This window comes from Pseudomonas sp. R4-84, from assembly GCF_054130985.1.
The window spans coordinates 4,626,003-4,649,507 of record NZ_CP096390.1; the positions used below are offsets into that span (position 1 = coordinate 4,626,003).

27 protein-coding genes are annotated in these 23,505 nt (G+C 60.4%); 13 read left to right on the forward strand and 14 right to left on the reverse strand.

What is annotated here, in order from left to right:
• Positions 1-11 precede the first annotated feature (11 nt).
• The 3 genes from cysN to M1D68_RS21135 all read right to left on the reverse strand — a co-directional run bounded on the left by cysN (position 12) and on the right by M1D68_RS21135 (position 3,803).
• On the reverse strand, positions 12-1,910 hold the full coding sequence (cysN, locus tag M1D68_RS21125) for a sulfate adenylyltransferase subunit CysN (RefSeq protein ID WP_420765505.1): 1,899 nt from the start codon (positions 1,908-1,910) through the stop codon (positions 12-14).
• Between the two features lie 9 nt (positions 1,911-1,919).
• Positions 1,920-2,837, reverse strand: coding sequence for a sulfate adenylyltransferase subunit CysD (gene cysD, locus M1D68_RS21130; RefSeq protein ID WP_030139871.1), 918 nt, complete (start codon positions 2,835-2,837; stop codon positions 1,920-1,922).
• Between the two features lie 207 nt (positions 2,838-3,044).
• The gene (locus M1D68_RS21135) at positions 3,045-3,803 is read right to left on the reverse strand and encodes a Nif3-like dinuclear metal center hexameric protein (protein ID WP_434560621.1); all 759 of its coding nucleotides are present in this window, start codon (positions 3,801-3,803) and stop codon (positions 3,045-3,047) included.
• Between the two features lie 104 nt (positions 3,804-3,907).
• On the opposite strand from M1D68_RS21135, the gene algW reads away from it, so the two are divergent.
• The 3 genes from algW to M1D68_RS21150 all read left to right on the forward strand — a co-directional run bounded on the left by algW (position 3,908) and on the right by M1D68_RS21150 (position 6,345).
• Positions 3,908-5,068 (forward strand): Do family serine endopeptidase AlgW, encoded by a 1,161-nt coding sequence (gene algW, locus M1D68_RS21140; protein WP_420765507.1) that lies wholly within the window; start codon positions 3,908-3,910, stop codon positions 5,066-5,068.
• A 158-nt stretch (positions 5,069-5,226) separates the two neighbouring features.
• Positions 5,227-5,505, forward strand: coding sequence for a hypothetical protein (locus M1D68_RS21145; protein ID WP_457970805.1), 279 nt, complete (start codon positions 5,227-5,229; stop codon positions 5,503-5,505).
• 120 nt (positions 5,506-5,625) lie between these two features.
• Positions 5,626-6,345: a DUF4198 domain-containing protein gene (locus M1D68_RS21150; RefSeq protein ID WP_420765508.1), complete on the forward strand. Its 720-nt coding sequence runs from the start codon at positions 5,626-5,628 to the stop codon at positions 6,343-6,345.
• A gap of 204 nt (positions 6,346-6,549) precedes the next feature.
• Here the strand turns inward: M1D68_RS21150 and hisC are convergent, their stop codons facing one another.
• The 10 genes from hisC to M1D68_RS21200 form a co-directional block, all read right to left on the reverse strand.
• Positions 6,550-7,602, reverse strand: coding sequence for a histidinol-phosphate transaminase (gene hisC / locus M1D68_RS21155; protein WP_420765509.1), 1,053 nt, complete (start codon positions 7,600-7,602; stop codon positions 6,550-6,552).
• 1 nt (position 7,603) lies between these two features.
• Positions 7,604-8,929: a histidinol dehydrogenase gene (gene hisD, locus M1D68_RS21160; RefSeq protein ID WP_457968222.1), complete on the reverse strand. Its 1,326-nt coding sequence runs from the start codon at positions 8,927-8,929 to the stop codon at positions 7,604-7,606.
• A 123-nt stretch (positions 8,930-9,052) separates the two neighbouring features.
• Positions 9,053-9,688, reverse strand: coding sequence for an ATP phosphoribosyltransferase (gene hisG, locus M1D68_RS21165; protein WP_047699553.1), 636 nt, complete (start codon positions 9,686-9,688; stop codon positions 9,053-9,055).
• A gap of 127 nt (positions 9,689-9,815) precedes the next feature.
• On the reverse strand, positions 9,816-11,081 hold the full coding sequence (gene murA / locus M1D68_RS21170) for a UDP-N-acetylglucosamine 1-carboxyvinyltransferase (protein WP_144922830.1): 1,266 nt from the start codon (positions 11,079-11,081) through the stop codon (positions 9,816-9,818).
• A 22-nt stretch (positions 11,082-11,103) separates the two neighbouring features.
• A complete protein-coding gene (locus tag M1D68_RS21175; protein ID WP_003221710.1) occupies positions 11,104-11,343 on the reverse strand; it encodes a BolA family protein in 240 nt (79 codons plus the stop codon).
• Positions 11,344-11,457: 114 nt separating this feature from the next.
• Positions 11,458-11,763 (reverse strand): STAS domain-containing protein, encoded by a 306-nt coding sequence (locus M1D68_RS21180; RefSeq protein WP_434560631.1) that lies wholly within the window; start codon positions 11,761-11,763, stop codon positions 11,458-11,460.
• Between the two features lie 8 nt (positions 11,764-11,771).
• Positions 11,772-12,425 (reverse strand): MlaC/ttg2D family ABC transporter substrate-binding protein, encoded by a 654-nt coding sequence (locus tag M1D68_RS21185; protein ID WP_420765511.1) that lies wholly within the window; start codon positions 12,423-12,425, stop codon positions 11,772-11,774.
• 11 nt (positions 12,426-12,436) lie between these two features.
• A complete protein-coding gene (mlaD, locus tag M1D68_RS21190; protein WP_420765512.1) occupies positions 12,437-12,904 on the reverse strand; it encodes an outer membrane lipid asymmetry maintenance protein MlaD in 468 nt (155 codons plus the stop codon).
• Positions 12,904-13,701 (reverse strand): lipid asymmetry maintenance ABC transporter permease subunit MlaE, encoded by a 798-nt coding sequence (gene mlaE / locus M1D68_RS21195; protein WP_420765513.1) that lies wholly within the window; start codon positions 13,699-13,701, stop codon positions 12,904-12,906. The genes mlaD and mlaE overlap by 1 nt, the downstream gene beginning before the upstream one ends.
• Positions 13,701-14,510, reverse strand: a complete 810-nt coding sequence (locus M1D68_RS21200; RefSeq protein ID WP_420765514.1) for an ATP-binding cassette domain-containing protein — start codon at positions 14,508-14,510, stop codon at positions 13,701-13,703. The genes mlaE and M1D68_RS21200 overlap by 1 nt, the downstream gene beginning before the upstream one ends.
• 272 nt (positions 14,511-14,782) lie before the next feature.
• Between M1D68_RS21200 and M1D68_RS21205 the strand changes: the two genes are divergently transcribed.
• The 10 genes from M1D68_RS21205 to M1D68_RS21250 all read left to right on the forward strand — a co-directional run bounded on the left by M1D68_RS21205 (position 14,783) and on the right by M1D68_RS21250 (position 21,825).
• The gene (locus M1D68_RS21205) at positions 14,783-15,757 is read left to right on the forward strand and encodes a KpsF/GutQ family sugar-phosphate isomerase (protein ID WP_420765515.1); all 975 of its coding nucleotides are present in this window, start codon (positions 14,783-14,785) and stop codon (positions 15,755-15,757) included.
• A complete protein-coding gene (locus tag M1D68_RS21210; RefSeq protein ID WP_039592232.1) occupies positions 15,757-16,281 on the forward strand; it encodes a KdsC family phosphatase in 525 nt (174 codons plus the stop codon). Before M1D68_RS21205 ends, M1D68_RS21210 begins: the two co-directional genes overlap by 1 nt.
• 7 nt (positions 16,282-16,288) lie before the next feature.
• Positions 16,289-16,861 (forward strand): LPS export ABC transporter periplasmic protein LptC, encoded by a 573-nt coding sequence (gene lptC / locus M1D68_RS21215; protein WP_420765516.1) that lies wholly within the window; start codon positions 16,289-16,291, stop codon positions 16,859-16,861.
• Entirely contained in the window at positions 16,848-17,396 is a 549-nt protein-coding gene (gene lptA / locus M1D68_RS21220) for a lipopolysaccharide transport periplasmic protein LptA (RefSeq protein WP_420765517.1), read from the forward strand. Before lptC ends, lptA begins: the two co-directional genes overlap by 14 nt.
• A complete protein-coding gene (lptB, locus tag M1D68_RS21225) occupies positions 17,396-18,121 on the forward strand; it encodes an LPS export ABC transporter ATP-binding protein (RefSeq protein ID WP_047228667.1) in 726 nt (241 codons plus the stop codon). Before lptA ends, lptB begins: the two co-directional genes overlap by 1 nt.
• Before the next feature lie 195 nt (positions 18,122-18,316).
• Positions 18,317-19,813 (forward strand): RNA polymerase factor sigma-54, encoded by a 1,497-nt coding sequence (locus M1D68_RS21230; RefSeq protein WP_434560635.1) that lies wholly within the window; start codon positions 18,317-18,319, stop codon positions 19,811-19,813.
• Positions 19,814-19,888: 75 nt separating this feature from the next.
• Complete coding sequence (hpf, locus tag M1D68_RS21235) at positions 19,889-20,197, forward strand: ribosome hibernation-promoting factor, HPF/YfiA family (RefSeq protein ID WP_090281780.1); 309 nt, start codon at positions 19,889-19,891, stop codon at positions 20,195-20,197.
• 12 nt (positions 20,198-20,209) lie between these two features.
• Positions 20,210-20,674, forward strand: coding sequence for a PTS IIA-like nitrogen regulatory protein PtsN (gene ptsN / locus M1D68_RS21240; RefSeq protein WP_420765519.1), 465 nt, complete (start codon positions 20,210-20,212; stop codon positions 20,672-20,674).
• 2 nt (positions 20,675-20,676) lie between these two features.
• Complete coding sequence (gene rapZ, locus M1D68_RS21245) at positions 20,677-21,534, forward strand: RNase adapter RapZ (RefSeq protein ID WP_420765520.1); 858 nt, start codon at positions 20,677-20,679, stop codon at positions 21,532-21,534.
• Between the two features lie 15 nt (positions 21,535-21,549).
• Positions 21,550-21,825 (forward strand): HPr family phosphocarrier protein, encoded by a 276-nt coding sequence (locus M1D68_RS21250; protein WP_434560639.1) that lies wholly within the window; start codon positions 21,550-21,552, stop codon positions 21,823-21,825.
• Positions 21,826-22,037: 212 nt separating this feature from the next.
• Here M1D68_RS21250 and pmbA read toward each other — a convergent pair whose 3' ends face one another.
• The gene (pmbA, locus tag M1D68_RS21255) at positions 22,038-23,384 is read right to left on the reverse strand and encodes a metalloprotease PmbA (protein ID WP_420765522.1); all 1,347 of its coding nucleotides are present in this window, start codon (positions 23,382-23,384) and stop codon (positions 22,038-22,040) included.
• Positions 23,385-23,505 lie beyond the last annotated feature (121 nt).

Sequence of the window (23,505 nt, forward strand, 5' to 3'; positions counted from 1 at the left end):
AGCTGTTTCCCTTAGATCGCGCCACGCTTGCGCAGCAGATCCAGCACTTGCTTGACGCTTTCTTCCAACGTCAACGACTGGGTGTCGATCACCAGGTCGGCATCCAGCGGCACGTCGTATGGGAACGACTCGCCCGGAATGTTATCGCCGGCAGCCGCGTACAGCCCTTGTGGATCACGCTGGGCACATACCGTTGGCGAGGCCTGGACGTAGACGGTCACCAGGCGCTCGCGGCCGATCAAGTCCTTGGCCTGTTCACGGCCTTCGGCACTCGGCGCGACGAACGCAGCCAGGGTCAGCAGGCCGGCTTCGTTGAACTGACGGGCGACGTGAGCCGCACGACGCCAGTTCTCGGTACGTCCGGCACGGTCTTGCGGCAGCCCCTTGTTCAGGTCGTGGCGCAGGTTCTGGCCATCGAGTACAAACACCGCACGGCCCATGTCGAACAGCTTGCGCTCCACCGCATAGGCCAACGTGCTCTTGCCCGCGCCCGACAGGCCGCTGAACAGCACCGTGGCCGGCTGCTGGCCGAAGCGCTGGGTACGTTCTTCCACCGACACATGGGCCAGTTTGCCGTGGTGCGTGCTGCTGCCGTGGGCCAGCGGCTGGGCCACGATCATGCCCGCGCCCACGGTGCCGTTGGTCAAACGGTCGATGACGATGAACGCGCCAGTGGTGCGGTTGCTCTCGTAACCGTCCAAGGCGATCGGCGCATCGAGGGCGATCTTCACCTTGCCGATTTCGTTGAGTTGCAACGCGCTGGCCGGACCTTCCTCGAGGGTGTTCACATCGACTTTGTTGACGATGCTGGCAATCGAACCGGGCACGTAGCTCGTGGCGCGCTTGATGTCGTATTTCTTGCCCGGGAGCATCGGCTCCTCGGCCATCCACACCAGCATCGCTTCGAAGCTGTCGGTGACCGGCGGGACGTTGTCGGCATGCACCAGCAGGTCGCCACGGGAGATATCAATCTCGTCTTCCATGGTCAGCGTGACAGCCTGACCCGGGCCGGCGTGCTCCAGCTCGCCTTCGAAGGTGACGATGGATTTCACGCGGCTGCTCTTGCCGGAAGGCAGCACCACCACTTCGTCGCCCTTGTGCACGATGCCGCTGGCGAGGGTGCCGGCGAAACCGCGGAAGTTCAGGTTCGGACGGTTGACGTACTGCACCGGGAAACGCAGGTCGGTGAAGTTGCGATCGCCCGCCACTTCCACGGTCTCGAGGATTTCCATCAGCGACTGGCCGGTGTACCACGGCGAGCGCTCGGACTTGTTCACCACGTTGTCGCCCTTGAGGGCCGACATCGGCACGAAGTGCATGCTGGTGGGCTTCATCTTCAAGCCTTCGGCGAACTTGAGGTAGTCGGCCTTGATCGACTCGAACACGCCCTGGTCGAAGTCCTTGAGGTCCATCTTGTTGATGGCCACGACGATGTGCTTGATGCCTAGCAACGAGGCGATGAAGCTGTGGCGACGGGTCTGGGTCTGCACGCCGTAGCGGGCATCTACCAGGATGATCGCCAGGTCACAGGTGGAAGCACCGGTGGCCATGTTGCGGGTGTACTGCTCATGGCCGGGGGTGTCGGCGATGATGAATTTGCGCTTGGCGGTGGAGAAATAGCGGTAGGCGACATCAATGGTGATGCCTTGCTCGCGCTCGGCCTGCAGACCATCGACCAGCAACGCCAGGTCGATATCGTCACCGGTGGTGCCGACTTTCTTCGAGTCACGGGTAATGGCTTCCAGGTGATCTTCATAGATCATCTTGGAGTCGTGCAGCAGGCGCCCGATCAGGGTGCTCTTGCCGTCATCGACGTTACCGCAGGTCAAAAAGCGCAGCAGCTCTTTACGCTCGTGCTGGCCCAGGTAGGCGAGGATGTCCTCGCTGATCAAATCAGATGCGTGCGACATGACAACCCCTTAGAAATAACCCTGACGTTTTTTATCTTCCATCGAGCCTGCGCCATCGTGGTCGATGACCCGGCCCTGGCGCTCGGAAGTTCGCGTCAGGAGCATTTCCTGGATGATGTCCGTCAGGCTCTCGGCCTCGGACTCTACCGCGCCCGTCAACGGGTAGCAGCCAAGGGTACGGAAACGTACTTTCTTCTTGACGATTCGGGCTTTGTCTTCGTCGGACAGGTGCTCGAGGATGCGCTCGTCATCGATCATGATCAGCGTGCCGTTCTTCTCGATCACTTCACGCTCGGCGGCGAAGTACAGCGGCACGATCGGGATGCCTTCGAGGTAGATGTACTGCCAGATGTCCAGCTCGGTCCAGTTCGACAATGGGAAGACGCGGATCGACTCGCCTTTGTTGACCTTGCCGTTGTAGACGTTCCACAGCTCCGGGCGCTGGTTCTTCGGGTCCCAGCGGTGCTTGCTGTCGCGGAACGAGTAGACGCGCTCCTTGGCGCGGGACTTCTCTTCATCACGACGGGCGCCACCGAAGGCTGCGTCGAAACCATGCTTGTCGAGCGCCTGTTTCAGGCCCTCGGTCTTCATGATGTCGGTGTGCTTGGCGCTGCCGTGGGTAAACGGGTTGATGTTCTGCGCCACGCCGTCCGGGTTGATATGGGTGATCAGGTCCAAGCCGAGCTCTTCGACCATGCGGTCGCGGAACTTGTACATTTCCTGGAATTTCCACCGGGTGTCGACGTGCATCACCGGAAACGGCAGCTTGCCGGGGAAGAACGCCTTGCGTGCCAGGTGCAGCATCACGGCGGAGTCTTTACCGATGGAGTACAGCATCACCGGGTTATCGAACTCGGCGGCCACCTCGCGGATGATGTGGATGCTTTCCGCCTCCAGCTGTTTCAGATGCGTCAGTTTGTCGACCATGGCTACTCACGAAAGCTTTCTTATGAACGGCCAGCGGGCCGTGTTCGAGCGGGGAATCCTAGCACAGCGACCTCTTCTAATCAGGGCGCCAACTAGATCGAAACAGCATATGGATATGCCCGGTGGTTCGGGCCTCGCATTTGCTTTTCTGTGGGGGCGAGCAAGCTCGCTCCCACAGGGATAAGCGCCCACAGCGTTTATAGGCAGTCAGATCGGATTCGGGCAGTCGATGAAGATGTGTTCCAGCGCAAAACGCCGCGCCAGGTAGTCGCCCAGCGCCTGGACGCCGTAGCGCTCGGTCGCATGATGCCCGGCGGCGATGAAGCTGATGCCGTTTTCTCGCGCGCTGTGGAAGGTCTGCTCGGACGCCTCGCCACTGAGGTACAGATCGACGCCGGCCAGTACCGCCTGGTCGATGTAACCCTGGCCGCCACCGGTACACCAGCCGACTCGGCGGATCATCTGCTCCCCTTCTATCAGCAACGGCTCGCGGCCCATGACTTCCTGGACCTTGCGGGCGAAATCCCGAGGCGTCATCGGTTCGGACAGAGAACCCACGAGGCCGACGATCTTTGGATTATCCGGATCCAGCGGCCCTTCGACGGTGATGTCCAATTGCCGGGCAAGTTGTACGTTGTTGCCGACTTCGGCATGCAAGTCCAGGGGCAAGTGATAGGCCAGCAGGCTGATATCGTGCTTGAGCAAGGTTCTCAGGCGCCGCTGCTTCATCCCGGTGATGCAGGGATTCTCGCCCTTCCAGAAATAGCCGTGATGCACCAGGACCAGGTCGGCCTCGGCCTCCACGGCAGCATCGAGCAACGCCTGGCTGGCCGTCACGCCGCTGACGATACGCATCACCTGCGGGGCGCCTTCGACCTGCAAGCCGTTGGGGCAATAATCGGCGATCCGGCTGCTTGCCAGGTAACGGTCCGCTTCTTCTACCAGGGTGTTCAGGGCGACGGCCATGAAAAGACTCCTAAATATCCCGTCCAGAGGCGCGCGCGGCCTCGTATAATGCGCGACATTATGGGCGGTCCCATCCCGCCTGCAACCTTTGTAGGACGTGCTTAATGTTCAAGGCGCTGCGTTTTTCCGGCTGGCCGCTGTTGGCCGGCGTGCTTGTCGCTTTATTGATTATCCAGCGCTACCCGGAATGGGTCGGGCTGCCAAGCCTCGACGTCAACCTGCAACAAGCGCCCCAAGCCAAGGCGCCGCAGCAGGGGCCGGTGTCCTATGCCGACGCGGTCACCCTGGCGGCGCCGGCGGTGGTGAACCTGTACACCACCAAAGTCATCAACAAGCCCAACCACCCGCTTTTTGAAGACCCGCAATTCCGGCGTTTTTTCGGCGACAACTCGCCCAAGCAGAAGCGCATGGAGTCGAGCCTGGGCTCGGGTGTGATCATGAGCCCGGAAGGTTATATCCTGACCAACAACCACGTCACCAGCGGTGCCGACCAGATCGTGGTAGCACTCAAGGACGGCCGTGAAACCCTGGCCCGGGTGATCGGCAGCGATCCGGAAACCGACCTCGCGGTACTGAAGATCGATCTGAAGAACCTCCCCGCGATCACCATCGGCCGTTCCGACAGCATCCGCATCGGCGACGTGACCCTGGCAATCGGCAACCCGTTCGGCGTTGGCCAGACCGTGACCATGGGCATCATCAGCGCCACCGGCCGAAACCAACTGGGCCTGAACAACTACGAAGACTTCATCCAGACCGACGCTGCCATCAACCCTGGCAACTCCGGTGGCGCCCTGGTGGATGCCAACGGCAATCTCACCGGGATCAACACGGCGATCTTTTCCAAATCCGGTGGCAGCCAGGGCATCGGTTTTGCCATTCCGGTGAAGCTGGCCATGGAGGTAATGAAGTCCATCATCGAACACGGCCAGGTGATTCGTGGCTGGCTGGGCATCGAGGTCCAACCGCTGACCCAGGAACTGGCGGAGTCGTTCGGCTTGTCCGGGCGACCCGGCATCGTGGTGGCGGGCATCTTCCGCGACGGTCCGGCGCAGAAGGCAGGCCTGCAACTGGGTGATGTCATCCTGAGCATCGACGGCGAACCGGCCGGCGATGGCCGGCGCTCGATGAACCAGGTGGCGCGGATCAAACCCACCGACAAGGTCACGATTCAGGTCATGCGCAACGGCAAGGAACTCAAGCTCACGGCTGAGATTGGCCTGCGCCCGCCACCCGCGCCGGTGGTGCTTAAAGAAGAACAGTAAGCACGCCACTTTGGCGAGATTACTTGGCGAGGGGATTTATCCCCTCGCCACATCTTCTCGATATCCAGCGACCACAACCACACCTGAAATTACAGATAGCATAAATTCTCATTAGTAGTGTTATATTGTTTCAATGCTAACAATTGGAACAACATAACATGTCATCTCTGAAACGGATTTCCGTTGCCAGCCTCACCCTGGGGTTGCTCGGCGATCCGGCTTTTGCCGAAGAAATCCAGCCCCTGGAACTGGACGCCATCAATGTGCACCTGGCCAGCCATTACAAGCAGGGGGAACTCTGGGGATTCGCTTCCGAAGCGCGCCCGTTGAATGCCGACGGCCACACGGTGAACCGTCGTTACCGTGAGCGAGACAACAATTGGCACGACAGCATTACTCAACTTGAAGTACGGGGGATGTTCGACCTCGGGGCCTGAACCTGAACAATATTTTCGACGAAAAATACTACGAACGCTCCTACAGCAATTACTGGGTCACGCCCGGTGATCCACGCAACTTCACTGTCAGCCTCACCCTCGATCTATAAGGAAGTCAGCATGAAATACCCCAAGACCTTCACCCTGCTCGGCCTGCTCCTGGCCACCCAGGCTTCGGCCCATGGCCTGTGGACAGAACAGCGACGCGGCAACATCGAAGTGATCTACGGTCACGGCGCCGAGGACAACGCCTTCAAGGCGAAGAAAATCAGTGGCGCCTGGGCCTACGACCTGGGCGGCAACATGATCCCCGTCACCGTGGAGCGCCTGCCGGACCACGCTCGCCTGCAACCCCTCAAGCCGCCGGCCGTGCTGGCCGTCGCCCTGGACAACGGCATGTGGTCACAGACCGCCGACAAGAAGTGGATCAACGAAGGCCGCAGCAAGGTCCCCGGGGCGATCGAATCGACCCAGACCTTCAAGTACAGCCTGGCGATCTATGAGCCGGGAGCGAAGCTGCCGAAACTGGATCAGATCAAGTTCGTCATCGTACCGGAAGTCGACCCACTGACCGTCGGCCCCGGCCAGCCTTTGCCGGTGCGAGTGCTGATCGATGGCAAACCTGCCGCTGGCGTGAAACTGGTAGGCGACTATCGCAGCGCGCCAGGTACTGTCACCACGCAAACCGACGCCGAGGGACGGGCCAAGGTACCGGTACGTAATGAAGGGTTGAATGTCATTGCCGCGCAGATGGAAATCCCGCTCAAGGACAATAAGGATGTCGCGACGCGCGGCGTGTTTACGTCGCTGACGTTCCTTGGTGAGCCGCATCACGAGTAAGCGCTGAAATTGTGGGAGCTGATCTGGCCACTATCGCGAGCAAGCTCGCTCCCACAAAGGATTTCAGTGTCGCTGATCGTTAGGACGCCCTGAAATCAATGTGGGAGCGAGCTTGCTCGCGATGGCGTTGGGTCAGTCATCCAGGCGTTAACTGACACACAGCCTTCGCGAGCAAGCCCGCTCCCACAGGATCCATGCAGGGCTTTAGAGCTCGCCTAGGCCGTCGATCAGCGCCTGGTTCTGCTCCGGCGTACCGATGCTGATCCGCAGGAACTGCGCGATGCGCTCCTGCTTGAAGTGCCGCACGATCACGCCCTGCTCACGCAGTTTCGCCGCCAACCCCGCTGCGTCGTACCGGGGGTGACGAGCGAAAATGAAGTTGGCCGCCGATGGCAGCACTTCAAAGCCCCTGGCCTCCAGTTTGGCCACCACCCACTCGCGGTGCTCGATCACCAACCGGCAGGTTCGGTCGAAATACTCGCGATCGTCGAACGCCGCCGCGCCACCGACATTTGCCAGACGATCCAACGGATAGGAGTTGAAGCTGTTCTTGATCCGCTCCAACGCTTCGATCAGATCCGGATGCCCCACCGCCAGGCCCACTCGCAATCCCGCCAACGAGCGAGACTTGGACAGCGTCTGCGTAACCAGCAGGTTCGGATACCGATCCACCAGGCTGATGGCCGTTTCGCCACCAAAGTCGATGTAAGCCTCGTCGACGACCACCACCGAATCCGGGCTGCCCTTGAGGATCTGCTCGACCGCGTCAAGCGCCAGCAGGCAGCCGGTCGGCGCGTTCGGGTTGGGGAAGATGATCCCGCCGTTCGGCTTGGCGTAATCCGTCGGGTCGATCCGGAACTGTTCATCCAGCGGCACCGCGTCGAACTCGATGCCGTACAGCCCGCAATAGACCGGGTAGAAGCTGTAGCTGATGTCCGGGAACAACACCGGTTGGTTGTGCTGAAGCAGACCGTGGAAGATGTGCGCCAGCACCTCGTCCGAACCGTTACCCAGGAACACTTGGTTGGTTTGCACACCGTAATACCGGGCGACGGCGCTTTTCAGCAAATCGCTATTGGGGTCCGGATACAGGCGCAGGTTGTCATTGAGTTCGGTCTGCATCGCCGCGAGGGCCTTGGGCGATGGGCCATAGGGATTCTCGTTGGTGTTGAGCTTGACCAGGCGGGTCAGCTTCGGCTGTTCGCCTGGCACATACGGCACCAGGTCCTTGACGAACGGGCTCCAGAATCTACTCATTTCAGTTCCCCTTCCGTTCGTCTTTGATGCGGTATTCGGCGCTGCGGGCGTGGGCGCTCAGCGATTCGCCACGGGCCAGCACCGACGCGGTCTTGCCCAGTTCGGACGCGCCCTGCTCCGAGCAGAAAATGATCGAGGAGCGTTTCTGGAAGTCATAAACCCCCAGCGGCGACGAGAAGCGCGCGGTGCCGGAGGTCGGCAGTACATGGTTCGGTCCGGCGCAATAGTCGCCCAGCGCCTCGGAGGTGTGACGGCCCATGAAGATCGCGCCGGCATGGCGGATCTTCGGCAGCCAAGCCTGGGGATCGGCAACCGACAGTTCCAAGTGCTCCGGCGCGATGCGGTTGGCGACTTCGATGGCCTGTTCCATGTCATCGACCTTGATCAGGGCACCTCGGCCATTGATGGAGGTGTTGATGATCTCGGCGCGGTCCATGGTCGGCAGCAACTTGTCGATGCTGGCGGCCACTTTGTCGAGAAATTCGGCGTCCGGGCTGACCAGGATGGCCTGGGCATCTTCGTCATGCTCGGCCTGGGAAAACAGGTCCATGGCGATCCAGTCCGGATCGGTCTGACCGTCGCACACCACGAGGATTTCCGAAGGGCCAGCAATCATGTCGATGCCGACCTGACCAAACACGTGGCGCTTGGCAGTGGCGACATAGATGTTGCCCGGACCGACTACCTTGTCGACCCGCGGCACGCTTTGCGTGCCATAGGCCAACGCGGCCACGGCCTGGGCACCGCCGATGGTGAACACCCGGTCCACGCCGGCAATGCAGGCGGCAGCCAGCACCAGTTCGTTGATTTCGCCGCGCGGGGTCGGGACAACCATGACCACTTCAGTCACGCCGGCGACCTTGGCCGGGATCGCGTTCATCAGCACCGAGGACGGATAGGACGCTTTGCCACCCGGCACGTACAAGCCGGCGCGGTCCAGCGGCGTGACCTTCTGGCCCAGCACCGTGCCGTCGGCCTCGGTGTAGCTCCACGAATCCTGTTTCTGCCGCTCGTGATAACTGCGTACCCGGGACGCGGCTTTTTCCAAGGCTTCGCGCTGGGCCACGGTGATTCGGGTCAAGGCCAGTTCCAGACGCTCGCGCGGCAGGATCAGGTCGGCCATCGACGCCACTTGCAGGCCGTCGAACTTCTGTGTGAATTCCACCAAGGCATCGTCGCCACGCTCGCGCACGGCCTTGATGATGTCCAGCACCCGCTGGTTGACCGAGTCGTCGGACACACTCTCCCAGCTCAGCAGATGATCCAGATGATGTGCGAAATCCGGGTCGGCAGCGTTGAGTCGGCGAATGGAGGTGGGAGCGGTCATAGCGAGGGCCTCATTAATGGCAAATGCTCAGGCGCCCTAAGCTACCAGTCCATTCGCGGGGGCACCTGAGAAAATTGGCTATGACGCGGATAGACGGGCGCGACTCAAGGTCGCGCAGGTGAATCAGCCGCGGTGTCGCGATTCCACTGCCTTGCGCAGGGTATCGATCAAAGCCTGGATACGGGCGTGCTGCATTTTCATCGAAGCCTTGTTGACGATCAGCCGGGAGGTGATGTCGGCGATGAAATCCTGGGGTTCCAGGCCGTTGGCGCGCAGGGTGTTGCCCGTGTCGACCACGTCGATGATCTTGTCCGCCAGGCCGATCAACGGCGCCAGCTCCATCGAGCCGTAGAGTTTGATGATGTCGACCTGGCGGCCTTGTTCGGCGTAGTAGCGCTTGGCAACGTTGACGAACTTGGTCGCGACCCGCAGGCGCCCTTTGGGCTCGGGCGCGCCGACCTTGCCAGCGGTCATCAGCTTGCAGCGAGCGATGCGCAGGTCCAGCGGCTCGTACAAACCCTGGCCGCCGTATTCCATCAGCACGTCCTTGCCGGCAACGCCCAGGTCGGCGGCGCCATGCTCCACGTACGTCGGCACATCGGTGGCGCGCACGATCAACAAGCGCACGTCGGCCTGGGTCGTGGGGATGATCAGCTTGCGGCTCTTGTCCGGATTCTCGGTCGGCACAATGCCCGCTTCAGCCAGAAGCGGCAGGGTGTCGTCAAGGATGCGGCCCTTGGACAGTGCGATGGTCAACATGGGAAACGTCAGTCCTTATCAAGGTACTCATGCCCGGTCGCAAGCGGCGCCGGACATACATCGAGGGCGCAACCACCCTCGATTTTGAAACGAAATCCTGGCACATCCTTGTGCCATGCAGCCGGAACTAGCCCGGCACGCGACGGATCTTGGCGCCGAGCATCTGCAGTTTCTCTTCGATGCACTCGTAGCCACGGTCGATGTGGTAGATGCGGTCGATCAGGGTATCGCCCTCGGCGATCAGGGCCGAGATCACCAGGCTGGCCGAGGCCCGCAGGTCGGTTGCCATGACCGGCGCGCCCTTGAGTTTCTCGGCGCCGGTGACGATGGCGGTGTTGCCTTCGACCTGGATCTTGGCGCCCATGCGGTGCAGCTCATAGACGTGCATGAAGCGGTTTTCGAAGATCGTCTCGATCACCGCGCCCGTGCCTTCGGCAATGGCGTTGAGGGAGATGAACTGCGCCTGCATGTCGGTCGGGAACGCTGGGTATGGAGCGGTCCGCACGTTGACGGCTTTCGGCCGCTTGCCGTGCATGTTCACTTCGATCCAGTCTTCGCCGCAGGTGACTTCGGCGCCAGCTTCCTTGAGTTTTTCCAGCACAGCTTCAAGGATGGTCGGATCGGTGTCCTTGACCTTGACACGGCCACCGGTGACGGCGGCGGCAACCAGGTATGTGCCCGTTTCAATACGGTCCGGCATCACTTTGTAAGTGGCCGAGTGCAGGCGCTCGACGCCATCGATGGTGATGGTGTCGGTGCCAGCGCCGCTGATCTTGGCGCCCATGGCGATCAGGAAGTTCGCCAGGTCCACCACCTCGGGCTCGCGAGCGGCGTTTTGCAGCACGCTGCGGCCCTTGGCCAATGCGGCGGCCATCATGATGTTCTCGGTCCCGGTCACGCTGACGGTATCGAAGAAGAAATGCGCGCCACGCAGGCCCCCTTCAGGGGCCTTGGCCTTGATGTAGCCGCCCTCGACATCGATCACCGCGCCCATGGCCTCCAGGCCACGGATGTGCAGGTCCACCGGACGCGAACCGATGGCGCAACCGCCAGGCAACGCCACTTCGGCCTCACCGAAACGGGCGACCATCGGGCCGAGCACCAGGATCGAGGCACGCATGGTCTTGACCAGCTCGTACGGCGCGACCAGGGTCTTGATGGTACGTGGGTCGATTTCGACGGCGAGTTTCTCGTCGATCACAGGTTCGATGCCCATGCGGCCGAACAGCTCGATCATCGTGGTGATGTCGTGCAGGTGCGGCAGGTTGGCCACGGTCACAGGGCCATCGCACAGCAGCGTCGCGGCCAGGATCGGCAGCGCGGAGTTCTTTGCTCCGGAAATACGGATTTCGCCATCGAGGCGAACGCCGCCGGTAATAATCAATTTATCCATAAGAATCTCGACGCCCTTGGGCTCAGGTGCGCTCGGCCCAGGCCGCGCGGCTGAAAAATTTCATAGTGACCGCGTGGATGCTGCCATCGGCGATCCATGGGTTCAAATGGGCATAGATGCTCTGCTGACGCTTCACCGGGCTCAACGCCGCCAGTTCATCGCTGATCACGTTCAGCTGGAAATTGCAGCCTTCGCCTTCAACTTCCACCTGCGTACCAGGCAGCTTTCCTTCAAGGAAGCTCTTCACTTCTACAGCCTGCATGCTCAACCTCAATCGGCGCCCTGTGCGCACGGGTCGCACATCATACAAAAAAGCCCCGCGCCTGCGAACCCCGCGAAGCAGGACTCTGACGGGGGGCTTTTACGAAGTTGTGAATCAGGGGTGCTCCAACAGCTCGGTCAATTCGCTGACCTGGGCTATTTCGCGCATGTCCTCAGGCATCCCACGGATGCTCCACGTCTTGCCGGCGGCCTTGGCGTCGCGCATGAAGCACAGCAAGAGGGACAGGCCGACGCTGCTGGACTTCTCCACCGCCGAGCAGTCAATGACCAACTCGGCGGCCTTGGCGGATTGGATCAACGCCTGGCCCTGCTTGCGCAAACCCGGGCCGGTGCGGTAATCCAGCACGCCACTGAGCAGCAACTCGCCAGACTCGCCCAGGCGAACGGCCGACTCACTCACCGACGCATTCATTGTTGCTGCTTCTCTTGGGCATCTTCGGCAACTTCCTTCGCCTTGGCGACTTCACCCGCCCAACCGTCGATGGTCTTGTTCAGGTCGTTGCCGTTGCGCTGCATCGCATCGGCGAATTGATCGCGGAACAACTTGCCGATGTTGATGCCGTTGATGATCACGTTGCGTACTTTCCACTCGCCGCTGATTTTCTCGAGCGTGTAGGACACCGGATATACGGCGCCGTTATTGCCCTTGACCGTCATGCCGACGCTGGTGCGATCACCTGACTCATCCTTGGCCGGATCGACCGTGATGCCCTGGTTGTTGTACTCGAGCAAGGCGTTGCCATAGAACTGGAACAGGCTGCGCTTGAAGTTTTCCTGGAAGCGGGTCATCTGCTCGGGCGTAGCCTTGCGCGAGTATTTGACGGTCATGATGCTCTTGGAAATGCCATCGGCATCTACGACCGGCCCGACGATACGGTTCAGGGATTCATAGAACGCACCCGGGTCCTGCTTGTACTTTTCCTTATTGGCAGAGAGATCCGCCAGAAGTTGATCCGTGGTGGTCTTGATGATGTCGTGCGCCGAAGGCGCCGCCACGGCATTGCCCATCAGCGGCAGGGCCGCCAGCAAGACCAGCAGGCTGCGTCGCAGGATAGAGATCATTCAATAGCTCCTCATTTGGCGTCTTTGTTCACGGTATTGAGCAGGAATTTACCGATCAGGTCCTCGAGCACCAGGGACGACTGTGTATCGTGGATGGTCCCACCGTCCTTGAGCAAGGCATCTTCCCCACCCACGCTGATACCGATGTATTTCTCGCCCAACAGCCCAGCCGTGAGAATCGATGCAGTGGAGTCAGTCGGCAGGTTATCCACCCGCTTTTCCAGTTGCAGCGTCACCCGACCGGTGAAACTGTCGCGGTCCAGATCGATTGCCGTGACCTTGCCGATGGTGACACCGGCCATGGTTACCTTGGCTCTGACCGTCAAACCGGCGATATTGTCAAAATAAGCATAAAGTTTATAAGTATCGGTGCTCGCGGTCGGCGCCAGTCCACTGACTCGCAGGGCCAGCAGCAGCAAAGCCAGGATGCCAGCCAGCAAGAAAAGGCCGACACCGATTTCCAGGGTGCGGTTTTGCATCAGAAATCTCCAAACATCAAGGCGGTCAGAATAAAGTCAAGGCCCAGGACGGCCAACGAGGCATAGACCACGGTCTTGGTTGTGGCACGGCTGATCCCCTCTGACGTGGGCTCACAGTCATAACCTTGGAACACGGCGATCCAGGTGACCACGAAAGCGAATACGGCACTCTTGATCACACCGTTGAGCACATCGTCGAGAAAGTCGACGCTGTTCTGCATGTTGGACCAGTAGGAACCTTCATAGACCCCCAGCCAATCGACGGCCACCCAGGAGCCTCCCCAGATTCCCACGACACTGAAGATCATCGCCAGCACCGGCAGCGAGATGAAGCCGGCCCACAGGCGCGGGGCAATGATGTACTTGAGCGGATCGACACCAATCATTTCCAGGCTGGACAACTGCTCGGTGGACTTCATGTTGCCGATTTCAGCGGTCAACGCCGACCCGGCACGCCCAGCGAACAGCAGCGCCGTCACCACGGGCCCGAGCTCGCGCAACAAGGTCAGCGCGACCATTTGCCCGACCGCTTGCTCCGATCCATAACTGGACAGGATGCTGAAGCCCTGGAGCGCCAGTACCATGCCAATGAAGATGCCCGAGACGACGATGATCACCAGGGACATCACCCCCACCGAATGCAATTGCTTGACCAGCAGGCCAAAACCGCCTCCGGTCGAATTGCGTCCGAGCAGTGCGTGCATCAGGAACAGCGTGGAACGCCCCAGCACGGCCAGCACGTCGATGCCGGAACGGCCGAACAGGCGAATTCTTTCTATTAATGATTTCTTGCGCATCAGCGCTTCCCCAGCAGATCGGTACGGTAATCCGTGGCCGGAAAATGAAACGCCACCGGACCGTCCGGGTCACCTTTCATGAATTGGCGAATGCGTGGGTTGTCCGAATCCTTCAATTCCTTGGGAGTACCCTGCCCCAGCACCTGGCCATCGCCAACGACATAGATGTAGTCGGCGATGCTCGCGGTTTCGGCCAGGTCGTGGGACACCACGATGCTGGTGATGCCCAGGGCGTCATTGAGCAGGCGGATCAACCGCACGAGCACGCCCATGGCAATGGGGTCCTGGCCAACAAAGGGCTCGTCGTACATGAGGATTTTTGGATCGAGGGCGATGGCCCGCGCCAACGCCACGCGACGCTTCATGCCACCGGACAGTTCATCCGGCATCAAATCCAGAGCCCCGCGCAGCCCGACGGCCTGCAGCTTGAGCAAAACGATGTCGCGGATCATTTCGTCCGGCAGTTCGGTATGGACCCGCAGGGGAAACGCCACGTTCTCGAACACATCGAGGTCGGTAAACAGCGCGCCGCTCTGGAACAGCACCCCCATATGCTTGCGCGCATCGAACAGATCGCTGCGCGACAACTTTGGAAGGTTCTGGCCATTGACCCAGACTTCGCCGGCGCTAGGGCGCAGTTGTGCCCCCATCAGCCGCAGCAGCGTGGTCTTTCCGCACCCGGAAGGCCCCATGATGCCGGTCACCTTGCCGCGCGGGATGCGAATATCGATGTCATTGAAAATGCTGCGCGTCCCTCGCTTGAAGGACAGTCCCTTCAGCTCGACCGCGTAGGCGTTGTCGGCACTCATCTAAACTCCTTGCGATGCAGCCTCATATCCGAATGCCCAGGCCAGCCGACAAATGCCGGTACCGCCGGGCACACGAACCGGCGGCGAACTATATCACTGCAAGCGTCAGGCGCCCAAGGCCAACCCCCCGCCCGTTAAGCCTGGCTTAAGGTAAAACACCACATTTTATGTCCAGCCTTGCAACCGTTCGAACAAAGCGTGACGAACTAACGTGAGGGAATCGTTCATTACCGCTATAATCGCCGCCTTTTCATCGGGCTATACGATCTGACATGAGCCAATCCAGCGACCTGATTCAATCGGCACAACGTACCATCCGCCTCGAGCTCGAAGCCGTACAAGGCTTACTGGCCCACATCGACGCTGATTTCGTACGTGCCTGCGAGATGATTCTGGCCAGCAAGGGCCGCGTGGTCGTGGTCGGCATGGGTAAGTCCGGCCACATCGGCAACAAGATCGCCGCCACGCTGGCGAGCACGGGCACGACGGCATTTTTTGTCCACCCGGCCGAAGCCAGCCACGGCGACATGGGCATGATTACCCGGGACGACGTCATCCTGGCCCTGTCCAACTCCGGCTCGACCAATGAAATCCTCACGTTGCTGCCGCTGATCAAGCGCCTGGGCATCCAGATGATCAGCATCACCGGCAACCCGGACTCCCCGTTGGCCAAGGCCGCCGAGGTGAACCTCAATGTCCATGTCGAGCACGAAGCCTGCCCGCTGAACCTGGCCCCGACCTCCTCCACCACCGCGGCACTGGTCATGGGCGATGCCCTGGCCGTGGCCCTGCTGGAAGCCCGGGGCTTCACGGCGGAGGATTTCGCCTTTTCCCATCCCGGTGGCGCGCTGGGCCGTCGCCTGCTGCTGAAAGTCGAAAACGTGATGCACGCCGGAGAAGAGCTGCCGCAGGTGCAACGCGGCACGCTGCTCAAAGATGCGCTGATGGAAATGACCCGCAAGGGCCTGGGAATGACCGTGATCCTCGAAGCCGACGGCAAGCTCGCCGGGATTTTCACAGACGGCGACCTGCGCCGCACCCTCGACCGCGCGATCGACATTCGCAACGCAACCATCGACGAAGTCATGACGCTGCACGGCAAGACCGCCCGCGCCGACATGCTGGCTGCCGAAGCCCTTAAAATCATGGAAGACCACAGGATAAACGCACTGGTGGTAGTGGATGACGAAGACCGCCCGATCGGCGCCTTCAACCTGTCCGACCTGCTGCGTGCTGGAGTAATGTAATGACGACCGACCTGCTGCAACGGGGCAAGACCATCAAGCTCGCCGTATTCGACGTCGACGGTGTACTCACCGACGGCCGCCTTTATTTCCTCGAAGACGGCAGCGAATTCAAGACCTTCAACACACTCGACGGCCAAGGCATCAAGATGCTGATGGCCTCGGGCGTGCAAACGGCCATTATCAGCGGCCGCAAGACCCCGGTGGTCGAACGGCGGGCGAAGAACCTGGGCATCCCCCACCTTTACCAGGGCCGCGAAGACAAACTGGTGGTTCTGGACGAGCTCCTTGGCCAACTCAATCTAAGCTATGAACAGGTCGCCTACCTGGGCGACGATCTGCCGGACCTGCCGGTCATCCGTCGGGTCGGCCTGGGCATGGCAGTGGCCAACGCAGCGGCGTTCGTGCGCGAGCACGCCCATGGCGTCACCACGGCAAGGGGCGGCGAAGGTGCAGCCCGTGAATTCTGTGAACTGATCCTGCGTGCCCAGGGCCACCTCGAAGCGGCCAACGCCGCATACTTGTGAGCCATTTATGCTAAGCAAGAAGATTCGCACCATTCTGGTATTCAGCTGCATCGCCGCGATTTTCGCTGCGGTGGGCTATTGGAACATCAGCCCGGAACGCTTCCTTGACCAACCCGCGGCCAAGGTCGAGGAAAATGACATCGACTGGTATGCGACCAATACGCATACCCTGCAATACCTGCCGGACGGAAAGGTGCAGTACGAGATGACGGCCGACAAGGTCGATCATGTAAAGGCCAGCGACGTCACGCTGGTGACCAAACCGGACCTGAACATGTTCCGGGGTACCGAATTTCCATGGCACGTGCAGAGCGAACGGGCCGAGGTCAATCCCGGCGGCACCGAAGTCGAACTGATCGACTCGGTGCGCATCGCCCGGACCGATGAAAAGAACCGTACGACCATCATCACCAGCAGTCGCATGACGGTCTTCCCGCAGCGAGAATATGCGCAGACCGAGCAACCCGTTAGAATCGACGGCGCTGGCGGCGTGTCGACCGGCGTGGGAATGAAGGCGTATTTGAAGGAAAGCAGGATACACCTGCTATCGAAAGTAAGAGGACAGTATGAAGCTCGCTAAAACCCTCCCTATTTTGCTCAGTCTGGGCGCTGCACTGGGAAGCGCGAGCGCCTGGGCCCTTCCCAACGACCGCGACCAGCCTATCCGCATCCAGGCCGACGACGCGCAACTGGACGACAAGAACGGTGTCGCCACCTATAAGGGTGACGTGATCATTACCCAGGGCTCGATGAAGGTGACCGGCAATACCGTCACCATCACCCGGACCCAGTCCGGCGACATCGACGTAGTGACATCCGTGGGCAACCTGGCGTACTTCGAACAGTTGCAGACCGCAGGCGACACCAAGCCTGTGCAGGGTTACGGGGTCACCATCCAGTATCACGCCGCCCAGGACCGCGTTGTATTGATCGACCGCGCCAAGGTCGTCGACAAGGACAACAACGTGACCCAAGGCGAGAAGATCGTCTACGACACGGTCAAGAAGCTGGCCAGCGCCGGCCGTGCCACTGGCAGCAAGGTGACCGAACAGCGTCCGCGGATCGACATGGTGATCCAGCCGAAAAAGAAAACCGACGAGCAGAAGGCGCAGTAATGGCAACTCTGAAAGCCCAGCACCTGGCCAAGAGCTACAAGAGCCGCCAGGTTGTGCGCGATGTCAGCCTGTCCATCGACAGCGGCCAGATCGTTGGCTTGCTCGGCCCCAACGGCGCGGGCAAGACAACCTGTTTCTACATGATCGTCGGGCTGGTTCAGGCCGACCAGGGCCGCGTACTGATCGACGACCTGGATGTCAGCCACCAGCCGATGCACGGCCGGGCGAAAGCCGGTATCGGTTATCTGCCGCAAGAAGCGTCGATCTTCCGCAAACTGTCGGTGGCCGACAACATCATGGCCATCCTCGAGACCCGCAAGGAGCTCGACAAGGCCGGCCGCCGCCAGGAATTGGAGAGCCTGCTGCAGGAATTCCATATCAGCCACATTCGCGACAACCTGGGCATGAGCCTGTCCGGCGGCGAACGTCGTCGCGTGGAAATTGCCCGCGCCCTGGCTACCGCGCCGAAATTCATTCTGCTCGACGAACCCTTCGCCGGCGTAGACCCGATTTCGGTGGGCGACATCAAGCAGATCATCCATCATCTCAAGGCCAAGGGGATCGGCGTGCTGATCACCGACCACAACGTGCGCGAGACACTGGACATCTGCGAGACCGCCTATATCGTCAACGACGGCCAGTTGATCGCCGAGGGCGACTCGGCCACCATCCTGGCCAACGAGCTGGTCAAGGAAGTGTATCTGGGCCACGAGTTCCGCCTTTAAGCCACGAAGCCTCAGGCGAAGGCCTGGGTGGCGCCGAATGTCCGATGACGACCCGTGGGGCACTCTCAATTAATTGAAGACGCCCCCTAGGCAAACACTTCAGTTTCAGGCATATAATTTGCTTAAGTTTGGCGCTCCGGCGCCCTGTAGTGGATGGCGCATGTGCGCCGGCAAATAAGGTGTTAAGCCCCTGCCATGAAACCATCGCTAGTCTTGAGAATGGGCCAGCAGCTGACGATGACACCGCAGCTGCAACAGGCCATCCGCCTGCTTCAATTGTCGACCCTGGACCTGCAACAGGAAATCCAAGAGGCCCTGGAATCCAATCCGATGCTCGAACGCCAGGAAGAGGGCGACGACTTCGACAACACCGATCCACTGGCCGACAATGTCGAGCAGAAAACCACCCCGGAAATCCAGGAACCAACCTACCAACAGGAAGCCGCCCCCACGGTGGACAACCTTGAGGATGGCGAATGGAACGAGCGCATTCCCAACGACCTGCCCGTGGACACGGCTTGGGAAGACGTCTATCAGACCAGCGCCAGCAGCCTGCCGAGCGGCGATGACGACGAATGGGATTTCACTACCCGCACGTCCGCCGGCGAGAGCTTGCAGAGTCATCTGCTCTGGCAATTGAACCTGGCGCCGATGTCCGATACCGATCGCCTGATCGCCGTGACCCTGATCGATTGCATCAACAACCAGGGTTACCTGGACGAGACGCTGGAAGAAATTCTCGAAGCCTTCGACCCCGAGCTCGACATCGAGCTGGACGAGATCGAAGCCGTCTTGCATCGCATCCAGCAGTTCGAACCCGCCGGCATCGGTGCTCGCAACCTGGGCGAATGCCTGTTGCTGCAGCTGCGCCAATTGCCCGCCAAAACCCCGTGGCTGGCCGAAGCCAAGCGCCTGGTGACCGATTACATCGACCTTTTGGGCGGACGCGACTACAGCCAACTGATGCGTCGCATGAAGCTCAAGGAAGATGAACTGCGCCAGGTCATCGAGCTGGTGCAAAGCCTCAACCCGCGTCCTGGCTCACAGATCGAATCCACCGAGCCCGAATACGTCGTCCCCGACGTAATCGTGCGCAAGCACAACGATCGCTGGCTGGTGGAGCTCAACCAGGAGTCGATGCCCAAGCTGCGCGTCAACGCCCAGTACGCAGGTTTCGTCAAACGCGCCGACACCAGCGCCGACAACACCTTCATGCGCAACCAGTTGCAGGAAGCGCGCTGGTTCATCAAGAGCCTGCAGAGCCGCAACGAAACCCTGATGAAAGTCGCCACCCAGATCGTCGAGCATCAGCGCGGCTTCCTGGAATATGGCGACGAAGCGATGAAGCCGTTGGTCCTGCATGACATTGCCGAGGCGGTGGGCATGCACGAATCGACGATTTCACGGGTGACCACCCAGAAATTCATGCATACCCCTCGGGGCATCTATGAATTGAAATACTTTTTCTCCAGCCACGTCAGCACCTCCGAAGGCGGCGAATGCTCGTCCACGGCCATCCGCGCGATCATCAAAAAACTGGTCGCTGCGGAAAATCAGAAAAAGCCGTTGAGTGACAGCAAGATCGCTGGTTTACTGGAGGCACAAGGCATTCAGGTGGCCCGCCGTACCGTCGCCAAATACCGCGAATCCCTGGGGATCGCACCTTCGAGCGAACGCAAGCGGTTGATGTAACAGGCCACGCCACAGCGTTCCAGTGGCAGGCACCCAGCCTGCCGCTTTATGCACTGGCAACGAAGGAGAAGCTGTATGCAAGTCAACATCAGTGGACACCAACTGGAAGTGACCGAACCCCTGCGCACCTACATCGGCGAAAAACTCGACCGATTGGAGAGGCATTTCGACAAAATCACCAACGTGCAAGTCATTCTGAACGTCGAAAAGCTGAAGCAGAAGATCGAAGCCACACTGCATATTCCCGGCGGAGAAGTGGTTGCCAATGCGGAGCATGATGACATGTATGCCGCGATTGACCTGCTGACCGACAAGCTGGATCGCCAACTCAAAAAGCATAAGGAAAAGACCCAGAGCCTCCTCCAGGGCGCAACCGGTCGTTAACCCCCCCAATCCATGATCCGACTAGAAACCATCCTGACCCCCGGCCGTTCCCAGGTGAACGCGCCGGGTGGCAGTAAGAAGAAAGCCCTCGAACAAATTGCCAACCTGATCCACCGCGAAGTGCCGGATCTGGAAATGCAGGACGTCTTCGAGGCCCTTATCGCCCGTGAAAAACTAGGCTCCACCGGTTTTGGCAACGGCATCGCCATTCCACATTGCCGCCTCAAAGGCTGTACGTCGCCCATCAGCGCGCTACTGCACCTTGAAGCGCCCATAGATTTTGACGCCATCGACGGCGCCCCGGTCGACCTGCTGTTCGTATTGCTGGTTCCGGAAGCGGCGACCGATGCGCACCTTGAGCTGCTGCGCCAGATCGCCAGCATGCTGGACCGCAAGGAAGTGCGCGAAAGACTGCGCAGCGCAACGAGTAACGACGCTTTGTATCAGGTTGTCCTGGACGAGCAGAACGGTCATTAAACATGCGCATGATCATCGTCAGTGGCCGCTCCGGCTCCGGTAAAAGTACCGCCCTCAATGTGCTCGAGGACAGCGGCTACTACTGCATCGACAACTTGCCGGCAGGCCTGCTTCCGGAGTTGGCCGAGCGCGCCCTGATCCACACCGAACTGGCGCAACCGCTGGTCGCCGTGTCGGTCGATGCCCGTAACCTGCCCAGCCACTTGTCGCGCTTCCCCGAACTGCTCGAGGAAGTGCGCAGCCGCCATATCCAATGCGATGTGCTCTACCTGGATGCCGACGAAGAAACCTTGCTCAAGCGTTTCTCCGAAACTCGCCGGCGCCATCCACTGAGCAATGCGAGCCGCTCCCTGGCCGAAGCGATCCATGACGAAAGCCAACTGCTCGGGCCCATCGCGGACCTGGCGGACCTCAAGCTCAACACCACGAACCTGAACCTGTATCAACTGCGCGACACCCTCAAGTTGCGCCTGCTGAACCAGCCAGAACCGGGTACGGCCTTTCTCGTCGAATCGTTCGGTTTCAAACGCGGAATGCCGGTAGATGCCGACCTGGTGTTCGATGTCCGCTGTTTGCCCAACCCTTATTGGAAACCGGAACTGCGCGAGCAGTCCGGGCTGGACCAACCGGTAATCGACTACTTGGCTGCCCAGCCGGATGTCGAAGAGATGTACCAGGACATTTCCAGCTACCTGCTTAAATGGCTGCCCCGCTTTGCCGCTAGCAACCGCGCCTACGTCACGATCGCCATTGGCTGTACGGGTGGCCATCACCGCTCCGTCTACCTGACCGAACGCCTGGGTCAGCTCCTGCAACAATCCCTGAAGAACGTCCAGGTTCGCCACCGCGACCTCAGCTAAAGGATTCACACCGCGATGCCTGCTCGTGAAATTGAAATCATCAACAAGCTGGGTTTGCATGCCCGAGCGTCGGCGAAATTCGTAGGTGTGGCGGGTCAGTTTCCTGAGACCACGATCCGGGTCGGGCGCACGCCTGAGAGTACCGTCGATGGTAAAAGCATCATGGCGATGATGATGCTCGCCGCTGGCAAGGGCACCAAGATCCACTTGAGCACCGAGGGCGAACAGGCCCAGGAGGCGATGGATGCCTTGGTGACGCTGATCAACAACTATTTCGACGAGGGGGAATAACTCCTCCGGACCCAAGGCCATTTCGTCGCGAGGGAGCTTGCTCCCGCTCGGCCGGGCTGGCGCTCCAGTGCGCAGCGGCCGCGAGATGTTGGGGCCGCTGCGCGGCGGAACAAGCTCCCTCGCCACAAAAACGGACTTGCCATGAGCTCTAATCGACACAAAAAAGGCGCGTCATCCCCATGATTGACGCGCCTTTTTTGTGGCCTTGAGTATCAGCTACCCGCCACGGTCATCCGCTCGATCAACACCGAGCCCGTGCGGATGTTGCTGCGCAGCTCCAAATCATTCCCCACCGCCACGATCTGCTTGAACATGTCACGCATGTTTCCGGCGATGGTGACTTCCTGAACCGGGAACTGGATCTCGCCATTCTCGACCCAGAAACCCGCCGCGCCACGGGAATAATCACCGGTCACCATGTTCAGCCCATGGCCCATCAACTCCGTTACCAACAGCCCCCGGCCCATGCGCCGAAGCAATGCCGCCTGGTCTTCTTCGCCATGGGTAACGAAAAGGTTATGCACACCGCCAGCGTTGGCGGTGCTCGGCATGCCGAGTTTGCGGCCCGAATAGGTACCAAGGATGTAGGACACCAGCTCGCCGTTTTCCACGAACGGCTTGGCGTAAGTGGCCAGGCCATCGCCGTCGAATGCCGAGCTGCCCATGGCCTGCATCAGGTGCGGACGCTCGTCAATGGTCATCCACTCCGGGAACAGCTTCTGCCCCAGCGCGCCTTCCAGGAACGACGACTTGCGGTACAAGTTGCCGCCAGACACCGCCGACAGGAAGCTGCCAAACAGACCACCGGCCAGCTCGGCAGAAAACAGCACCGGCACCTCACAGGTCGGCACCGGCCGCGCGCCCAAGCGGCTGGCTGCCCGTTGTGCGGCTTTCTGGCCGATGCTCACCGGGTCCGCCAGCAACGTGCCCTGGCGACTGACGTCATACCAGTAGTCGCGCTGCATCTGCCCGTCCGCCTCGGCGATCATCACACAACTGAGGCTGTGACGGGTCGAAGCGTAACCGCCGATAAAGCCATGGCTGTTGCCATAAACCCGGCAACCCTGGTGCGTATTGAGCGTCGTACCGTCGGCATTCTTGATCCTGCGGTCGGCATCGAATGCCGCCGCCTCACAGCGCAGCGCCTGTTCGATGGCTTGCTCGGGCGTTATGTCCCAGGCGTGGAACAGATCGAAATCCTTCAGTTCCTTGCACATAAGGGCGGCATCGGCCAACCCCGAGGCGTCATCCTCGGACGTGTGCTTGGCGATCGCCAGCGCCGCGGCCACCGTTTCGCGAATGGCGTCGGGCCCGCTGGCCGAAGTGCTGGCCGATCCCTTGCGCTGGCCTACGTACAAGGTAATGCCGAAACCCTGGTCCCGATTGAACTCAACGGTTTCCACTTCGCGTTGGCGCACCGAAGTCGACAATCCCTGCTCCAGCGATACCGCCACCTCACAGGCGCTGGCACCTTGTCGCTTGGCTTCGGCGAGAATCTGCTCGACTTGCTCCTGCAGTGCCGGCAATGCCTGCGGACCGACGCTCTGAACTGCACTCATGGTGTTCTCCACTCAAATTCTGCTTTCGGTATCGGGTTTGCACGCAAACTGCCTGCGCTGTTTTTCGTACAAACCCTTGGCCTTCTAGCGACCGGGCCGGACAAGCGGCCCCCGACTGGTT